This is a genomic window from Microcoleus sp. CAWBG58 (assembly GCF_020883045.1).
Lineage (GTDB): Bacteria > Cyanobacteriota > Cyanobacteriia > Cyanobacteriales > Microcoleaceae > Microcoleus.
The window spans coordinates 1-8,439 of the sequence record NZ_JAHRFA010000089.1 but is presented as its reverse complement, the minus strand read 5'-3'; the positions used below and the strand labels follow the sequence as shown (position 1 = coordinate 8,439).

Below are 8,439 nucleotides of genomic sequence, written 5' to 3'. Positions count from 1 at the left end.
AAACTCTTCCCTCTGCGTCCTCTGCGCCCTCTGCGGTTCAAAACTCTTCTCTTAATGGAGTGTACAAAGATGTAAAATAGATATTAAGAGGATTTTACCACAGAGAACACAGAGAGCGCAGAGAGGGGAGGGATGAAAGGTTTTTTTACGACATCCAAAATCCTCACAAAACTCTTCCCTCTGCGTCCTCTGCGCCCTCTGCGGTTCAAAATTTTCATATATTGGAGTTTGTAATGTCCGTCAATCCTATGTCCGCAGAAAAAACTATTTTAGTTGTAGACGATACTCCCAGTAATCTGCAAGTATTATTTGATGTATTAAGTGAACAGGAGTACCGAGTCGCGATCGCCAAAAATGGTGAAATTGCTTTACAACGAGTGCGATCGTCTCAGCCAGATTTGATTTTACTCGATGTCATGATGCCCGGTATCGATGGATTTGAAACCTGTAAACGACTCAAGTCAAATCCGGACACTCACAATATTCCTATCATTTTTATGACAGCTCTTTCCGACTCAGTAGATAAGATTAAGGGGCTAAGTTTGGGTGCAGTGGACTACATCACCAAGCCGATTCAGTGTGAAGAAGTATTAGCCAGAATTCAGGTGCATTTACAACTACGAAATGCCACGCGCCTGATGGAAGAACGTACCACGGAACTCAACGAAGCATTAGAAAGTCTCCAACAAGCCAAAACTCATTTAGTGCAAGGCGAAAAAATGTCTGCCCTCGGTCACTTGATGGCGGGAGTCGCCCACGAAATTAATAATCCAGTGAATTTTATTCATGCTAATCTAAGCCCCATTAAAGAATATACTGAATATTTGTTAGACTTTGTGCAACTTTACCAGAAACATTATCCCAATCCAGTAGTAGAAATCCAGACACGGGCAGAAGAAATTGATTTAGAATTTTTGCAATCAGATTTGGTTAAAATACTGAAATCGATGAAAGTAGGTACGGATCGGATTCGCGAATTGGTGCTTTCTCTCCGTAATTTCTCGCGATTGGATGAAACCTACTGTAAAGCGGTTGATGTTCATGTAGGTATTGATAGCACTCTGTTGATTTTACAACACCGTCTAAAAGGTGGACGAAATTGTCCTGAAATTCAAGTCATCAAAGACTATGGCCAGCTACCACGGGTCGAATGTTATCCTAGTCAACTGAACCAGGTATTCATGAATATTCTGAGTAATGCGATCGATGCTTTGGAATCATCGGGTGTCAGCAATAACCAACAACCTAGGATTACGATTCGTACTTTTGTTGGTAGTGATGATGCGATCGCGATTAGCATTGCTGATAATGGTGTCGGTATCCCAGAATCGATTATTTGTCAACTATTTGATGCGTTTTTCACCACCAAACCTCTTGGGCAAGGTACTGGTTTGGGGCTGTCAATCAGTCATCAGATTATTACTGAAAAACATGGTGGTAAGATTGAGTGTTCTTCGATTATGGGGCAGGGTACGGAGTTTGTTATCAAAATTCCAGTAAAATAACTTCTACTCCGCTTCTCAAAACCATCGATATGTCCCATTCGACCGATATCATTACCCTCGCCCGCTGGATGGCCTCCGACTTCAGCAACCAAGCCCAAGCCTTTGAAAATCCGCCTTTCTTCGCCCACATCCGCGTCTGCATGAGACCCCTACCTGTGGAACTTTTGGGCGGCGTGAGTCTGTATCTAGAACAGGCTTATGACATCGAACTTAACTCCCCGTACCGAGTTCGAGTGTTAAAATTAGTCCCAGCGGCCGATCGCATTGATATCGAAAATTATGCGATCGTCAATGAAGAGCAATTTTACGGTGCCTCGCGCGATCGGCAAAAACTCGAACAACTCAACAAAGCCGAATTTAAACTAATGCCCGGTTGCACCTTTATTACGCACTGGACGGGCAGTAGTTTCAAAGGTCGCGTCGAACCCGGAAAAGGCTGCATGGTGGTGAGAAAGGGCAAAAACACCTATCTAGACAGCGAATTCGAGATCGATGGAGACAAATTCACCAGTCACGATCGCGGACGAGATCCAGAAACCGACGCCCACGTCTGGGGAGCCCTCGCCGGCCCCTTTGAATTCACCCGCCGGGCCAGCTTTGCCGACGAAATTCAGGTTTGATAGAAAAAACTGAGTTGGGATTTGGGAAATAACCCAGTTGATTTAAGGTTCACCTAACCTATGGGATACTCTGAAAGAGGACTGAAGAATTGGTTAATGTGTATTAATTTCAGGCAAATCGACCGTCGGTTTCAACTGACATTTTGCACCATTCTCAATTAGCTGTAGGGGCGGGTTTACCGACAGTCTCTCTGGTTGTAGGTAGGTTAAATAAACCCGCCCTCCTTCTATTTCAGAAATTTGAACTTGGTTACTGTCTTTGCTTTTTAAACAGCAAGTTTTTTGTAACTGTAATCAACAGCCTGTTGATCTGATTCATCCCGGACTCTGAAATAGTAAAAAAGATTAGCAACAGCCAAATCTGATGCTTTCTCCAAGTTCGACGATACTAAAGTTTTATGACCTGCGATTTCCCCTTGCTCAATGATATAACTTTCATAGTCTTCACGTAGCTCCCGATCGAGCATCAGTTCCAGTTGAGTGCGAAGAGCATAAAAATGAGACTTCGGCCTCAAATTTTCATAAAATAACTGTTCGTCGGGTATTGCTAAAGCTGTTGCGGTTAATTTTTCATCGCCAATAACAGCTAAGTTTGATTTACTGAAATCAGGACTTTGCAACTGTTTTAACTCACTTGGTGGCAAAGCATTCATCCATTCAATCTGATTAAGCCAAATATCTAAAGCAGCTAAATCATGATTGTGAATTCGTGTGATTTCTGGGAAGATAAAATCTAGCTCATCGTCAGAGTCGCAGCCGGCAATTACTCTTAAGGCATCTTGACGGATTTGTTGTTGGAGTTTAGAAATGCGATCGCCCGCAGCACCAAATTCATTTTGCACCTGATACGTCGCAATAATACTTTGCTCGATCGTCCAACTGCACTCTAACCGGCGCAACTGTCCCGCAGCACAAGTTTCTGACAACAACTGCGGATTTCTGTAATCGGCTAAAGCCTCAAACAACATCCCCCGCGCCGCATCAATTTCAGCATTGCGGCGGTTGATATCTTTCACTAGCAAAGCCGATCGCATTCGTCGAATTGCTTCATTAAATAACCCGTAAGCCCGCACTAAAACTAAACGGTGGCTGTCAAATTTTATATCTGCAACGACTTCGGCAATTAATTTCTTAATTGCCGCGCTTTCGCCTTTCACAAGTTCTTCTAAGTTGATGAATCCTTTTTCTACTTTAACGTCCAGCCTCTCTACCGCTTTTTTTAGTTTCAATATTTGGTGCAAATTCACCGCTGACAAGGCTACCCCGGCGAAAGTTCCGACACCAATGACGGCTGTTGTCGCTTGCAGCACCCCCATACTGGCTTGAACAGCTTGAAAGCCCATTTCGACAGCTTCAAAGCCCTTGTGCGTTTGGTACATCTGGAAGCAGCCCATGACAAACTTCATGGGCAACACTAAAGGCGCTAACGGGCTGTTATTGACGATCGCACCCACAGCATGAGCCGCAAACTGTCCCGTCGCTGCATCTCTCACCATGCCGATCGGCACTCCAGCGGAGTTAAACACTTGTGCGTACTTACCAGCCTCTATTCCAGCCTGTATCGCTGTGGAAAATACAAAGTTCGTCATCAACTTTTATCCAGGTAGCATTCGAGAGAACAACTCATCTATTATAGTAATGTAAACGAAAAAAAATCTGTAGCGCTGCAAATGGACACTTCAATAATTAGTCCCCAAACAGTTGATCTGATTTCGCGATTGACTGGGCAAAAACTTCACCAACAGGATGTCACTCCCCCTGTACTCTTTTTGGCGGCGCTGATAACGGTGTTACTGGGAGTCATTCATGCCGACGGTACGGTTAGCGCTGAGGAAACGCAGCGACTGCAAAATTTGATGGAACTTATCCCCGCTAACCACAGTTTTCGTCAACTGGTAATACCGATAGCTGATGTTGTGGAAGAACAGCAAATTTACAAAGAAATCCAGGTGTTGCTAGCGATGACAGCGTGTTTTTCTGAGGAAGAAAAACTGCTGCTGATTAGTTTTGGATATCAGATGTCAGCGGCAGACGGTACAATGGACGATCGCGAAACAGGATATTTGACACTTATCGGTAACAGACTGGAAATTGATTCCCGATACTTGGCAGTTTTGTCAGCGAGTTTTAATAATCAAACAATCAGCGATACAACAGCTTTATCAGAAGTCTACTCGTTACTCGATCCATCACAATTTCAATCTCTCGATCCTGTGTTTGTCCGTGCTGCTAGTCACATTATTGAATATTTACCGGCCAAACCGAAATATAGTAATCCTAAATCATTTGTGAATTTCTTGCTCCCTCCCCTTAGCAAGGAGAAGGTTGCAGGGTGGGGTAAAAAACTTACGACTCATTTAGGATTGCTATATAAGAAAAATCAACTGGATTCAGTTCAGATTGTTGAAGATTTACCAGCAGAACTTGAACAGAAAATAAATAAACTGGATTCAATTCAGATTATTGAAGATTTACCAACAGAACTTGAACAGGAAATAAATAAACTGGATTCAGTTCGGATCATTGAAGATTTGCCAACAGAACTTGAACAGGAAATAAATCAACTAGATTCAATTCAGATTATTGAAGATTCATCAGCAGAACTGACACAGGAAATAAATCAACTAGATTCAATTCAGATTCTTGAAGATTTACCAACAGAATTTGAACAGCCAAACAATCAAAATTATTCAGTATCCTCATATCAGAAATTGCAAAATTTTCAACAATATCGTCAAAAATTGAACGCTGTTTGTCAAACACTATCTTCAATTCTGAAAGATGGAAGCGATCGCAACGTGCTATCTCCTACTTTAACAGAAGAAGTAACAAAGATATCTCGTAAATTAGAATCTCAGCGGTTTCGCGTGGCTGTTGTCGGCGAGTTTAGCAAAGGCAAATCTACTTTGCTCAATGCTTTGCTGGGTGAGGAAATTCAACCGGTGCGGGATATTCCCTGTAGCGGTACGGTAACGGTTTTGAAATACGGGTCGCAGCAGCGGGTTATCTGCAAATATAAAGATGGACGCGAGGAGGAGATTTCACCGGAAGAATATCAGGATAAAGCTACAATTTCTGAGGAAGCGGCTTTAGGTGATGTTGGGGATGAACTTATCAATTCAGAACTCCAAGAAATCATTTTCGAGCATCCGAATCTCGAATTGTGCTGCAATGGTGTAGAAATTATTGATACTCCCGGATTGAACGAACAAGCGGAACGCACGTTGGTTACGGAACAAGTTCTCAAAACAACTGATTCGGTGATTTTTTTGACTCATGCTCAAAATCTTTTGACAGAAAAAGAGCGGGAACTGCTTTTGTATTTGAAACAAGAGTTGAATCCCGATCGAGATGATGAAGCTGCGAGAAATATTTTTATTTTAGTTAATTTTGCCGATTTGCTGCGTCGGGAAGGAAGCCGCAAGCAAGCAAGACAAAGGGTAGAAACGATTGTTAATAATCAAAATTTGATCGCTGGTGAAAACCGGATTCATTTGATTTCGGCTCAATCAGCACTTGATGTTATTTTGGATGGGATAGATGGAACGGAAAATGAGTATGTGAAATCTTTTCAGGATTTTACCAAATCTCTCGAACAGTTTTTGATAGAAAAACGGGGCGCGATCGCACTTCAGGAATCTGCCGCAGGACTTAACCAAATCATTGATACTGGTTGTGAGGAATTGAATCAATACGAGAAAATATTAGATGGTAAATTGACCCTTCCCGAAGCAGATAAGCAGAAAATATTTGAACAAATGGCGGAAGTAAGCGGCCGCGATATAAAAAATAGACTTTTAGCAAAAAAACGGAGGGAGGAATGTTTAGAAGAAACTCGTGAAGCTTGGAACGAATGGCTGAAAGAATTGAGAGAACGGATTATTTTAAAAAGTGCTGGCTGGACTTCTAAACATTCGCACCTTTTGAGTCAAGATCAGCTAATTAAAGATTATGCTAATCAATTTGTTCGAGAATTAACACAAGATATTAATTTCTGGACTAATCACAAACTCTCTGAAATTGTGAAACAAAAAATGGGCGTTTTAGATAACCAAATTCATGATAATCTTGAACCGATTTGTAAAGAATTTGAACTTTTTGATAAGCGACTTAATACCCGCCTTTTTATTCAATTTAAGGACTTCGCAACATCAGGTGATCGGGGTGGAATTAGAATCACTGGAATCGGAATTGCTGCATCAATTAGCAATGTAGGCGTAGACGCAGGCGGATTCATGGGCAGCAGTTTAGGAATTGGTGCAGCAGTCGGTGCTGCGTTGTTTTATTTGACTGGAGTTGGTGCTATTCCAGTTATTTTGGGTGCCTTAGTTGCGGGTGCTGGTGGAGGTGTGGGCTGGGGTTTATTAGATGGGGATGGAGTTAAAGCTCAAATAAAGCAAAAAGTTGTTGAATTAGGTTTTCAGCAGTTTGAGGAATCTTCACAGTCTATTTTTATTAAAAATATACAAGAAAGAATTATTGCAGTATTTGAAAAAAGAACTGAGGCTACTAGCGATGTTACGTCAAAAGCGATCGCGCTGTGGGAGAATTTATTGGAACAGCAGGAAAAGCGCGATCGACAAAATCAAGCAGAATGCGAAGCCCAAAAAGTTTGGCTGGCTGACAAACGCCAGGAGCTCGAACAAGTACAAAATCAAATTGAGGCTATTTTGAATCAGAGCGCTATCTAGTGCGATCGTACTCAAAAATTTAGCCTCGATCGAACCAACATTGTTTCAATTCTAAATAGGCGGTTCGTAGTGCGGACTTCAGTCCGCAAAAGTCTGATAACTAATACCAAATCCAGGTTGGAAAACCCCGGTATTTTCTTGGTCGGCGCAGGCCGACTTTGTTCGTGTAGACGCGGTTTCAACCGCCGAGTCATAGCAGAGATATCTAACCCGGATTCGACGATTTTACCCGCCATTAAAAATTTGCTCTGCCATCAAATTCAATTCGGGAAATACCGCCGACTCAATTTTTTCATCTCCCCGAAACAGCTTAATCTGATACTCACCATCGACTAACTGACAAACCGACAAAGTAGGCTGTTTGGGAGAACCGATATAACGAGTACCTCCCAAACCTAAATAATCGACAATCCAGTATTCAGCAATACCTAAAGCTTCATAATCGCTCATCTTGTGAGCGTAATCATCGCGCCAATTTGTACTAACAACTTCAATAACTAACTTAACAGAATCTCCCAGAGTAATAACTGATTCTCGTTCCCAGCGAGGCTCATTGGCTTCTACAGCTTTTTTATCTAACACAATTACATCTGGATTGTATCCAGAATTGTCACTGAATTTAATCGTGCATTCCTTGGGAATAAAATAAGGAAGTTGCAATCGCCTAATTTCAAAACCCAACTCTATGGCTTGAAAACCAGAGACTACTGAATGTTTACCAGTTGGATTAGGCATTTCAATAATTACTCCGTTAAGTAGTTCATAGCGTCCGCTTTCTGGCTTCCATTCGAGAAATTCATCAAAGGAGATTGTCTTAGATAGTGTTTGAATCATGGGAAACCCTCCTAGGCTATATAATTATTGTAATACAAAATAAACTTCCATCCGATGCTACCGGATTTGATATAATTACGCACTGGACGGACAGCAGCTTCAAAGGTCGCGTTGAATCCTGAAAAGGCTGCATGGTGGTCAGAAAGGGCAAAAACACCTGTCTAGACAGCGAATTTGAGATCGATCGAGACAAATTCACCAGTCACGATCGCGGGCTTGACCCAGAAACCGACGCCCACGTCTGGGGAACCCAGGCCGGCCCCTTTGAATTTACCCGCTGGGCTAGCTTTGCCGACGAAATTCAGGTTTGATAGAAAAAAACCGAGTTGGGATTGGGAGCATCCCGGTTTTGCAAAAGCCTCAAATAGCCAAGAGGTCGTTAAGGTAAGCACAACGAAGTTTTAGCATCTTGTTATGACATTTTTTTTCAACCATTGAGCTCCCGAAATTTTCAACCTTCTATCTATTTGTTTGACAGTCGATTCCACCGCTCCCGAGCCAATAGAACAAATCTTGTTTTCTGATAATTGCTCATAGTTAACAATTCTAGAACGATGCTTTTCTAGATACTTGCAAAAGTTTTTGGCGGTTTTTTTGCGACAATTTTTAAATAAATTTAGGGTGGATTCTACCTGGCATTCCCACAAAAAATTCTTGGCTTTGGCTAGAGATTTCAATGACCCTCCCACTTTATATAAATTTTCTATTAAATGATACCAATCTAATATTTCTCGTCGGCTTTTACCAGGATTGAACTCGCTGATAATATTCCATATTCCATCATGTCCA

General features: G+C 41.9%; 5 protein-coding genes and 2 pseudogenes. 4 read left to right on the top strand and 3 right to left on the bottom strand.

Features of this window, described 5'->3' with window-relative positions:
• Positions 1-233 precede the first annotated feature (233 nt).
• Entirely contained in the window at positions 234-1,505 is a 1,272-nt protein-coding gene (locus QZ918_RS27725) for a hybrid sensor histidine kinase/response regulator (RefSeq protein WP_293340963.1), read from the top strand.
• A gap of 29 nt (positions 1,506-1,534) precedes the next feature.
• On the top strand, positions 1,535-2,125 hold the full coding sequence (locus QZ918_RS27720; protein WP_293340960.1) for a chromophore lyase CpcT/CpeT: 591 nt from the start codon (positions 1,535-1,537) through the stop codon (positions 2,123-2,125).
• Positions 2,126-2,391: 266 nt separating this feature from the next.
• On the opposite strand, the gene QZ918_RS27715 is transcribed toward QZ918_RS27720, so the two are convergent.
• Positions 2,392-3,714, bottom strand: coding sequence for a hypothetical protein (locus tag QZ918_RS27715; protein ID WP_293340957.1), 1,323 nt, complete (start codon positions 3,712-3,714; stop codon positions 2,392-2,394).
• An 81-nt stretch (positions 3,715-3,795) separates the two neighbouring features.
• On the opposite strand from QZ918_RS27715, the gene QZ918_RS27710 reads away from it, so the two are divergent.
• Positions 3,796-6,816, top strand: a complete 3,021-nt coding sequence (locus QZ918_RS27710; RefSeq protein ID WP_293340954.1) for a dynamin family protein — start codon at positions 3,796-3,798, stop codon at positions 6,814-6,816.
• 225 nt (positions 6,817-7,041) lie between these two features.
• Here QZ918_RS27710 and QZ918_RS27705 read toward each other — a convergent pair whose 3' ends face one another.
• Positions 7,042-7,650, bottom strand: coding sequence for a Uma2 family endonuclease (locus QZ918_RS27705; RefSeq protein ID WP_293340951.1), 609 nt, complete (start codon positions 7,648-7,650; stop codon positions 7,042-7,044).
• A 62-nt stretch (positions 7,651-7,712) separates the two neighbouring features.
• On the opposite strand from QZ918_RS27705, the pseudogene QZ918_RS27700 reads away from it, so the two are divergent.
• Positions 7,713-7,961: pseudogene (locus tag QZ918_RS27700) on the top strand (CpcT/CpeT family chromophore lyase); the annotation flags it as partial.
• Positions 7,962-8,010: 49 nt separating this feature from the next.
• Here the strand turns inward: QZ918_RS27700 and QZ918_RS27695 are convergent.
• Positions 8,011-8,439 (bottom strand): annotated as a pseudogene (locus tag QZ918_RS27695) (ISKra4 family transposase); the annotation flags it as partial.

Bases quoted from the DNA above. Each gene is read 5' to 3' on its own strand.
- QZ918_RS27705 (WP_293340951.1), bottom strand. From the start codon at position 7,650: ATGATTCAAACACTATCTAAGACAATCTCCTTTGATGAATTTCTCGAA.
- QZ918_RS27720 (WP_293340960.1), top strand. From the start codon at position 1,535: ATGTCCCATTCGACCGATATCATTACCCTCGCCCGCTGGATGGCCTCC.
- QZ918_RS27725 (WP_293340963.1), top strand. From the start codon at position 234: ATGTCCGTCAATCCTATGTCCGCAGAAAAAACTATTTTAGTTGTAGAC.
- QZ918_RS27710 (WP_293340954.1), top strand. From the start codon at position 3,796: ATGGACACTTCAATAATTAGTCCCCAAACAGTTGATCTGATTTCGCGA.
- QZ918_RS27715 (WP_293340957.1), bottom strand. From the start codon at position 3,714: ATGACGAACTTTGTATTTTCCACAGCGATACAGGCTGGAATAGAGGCT.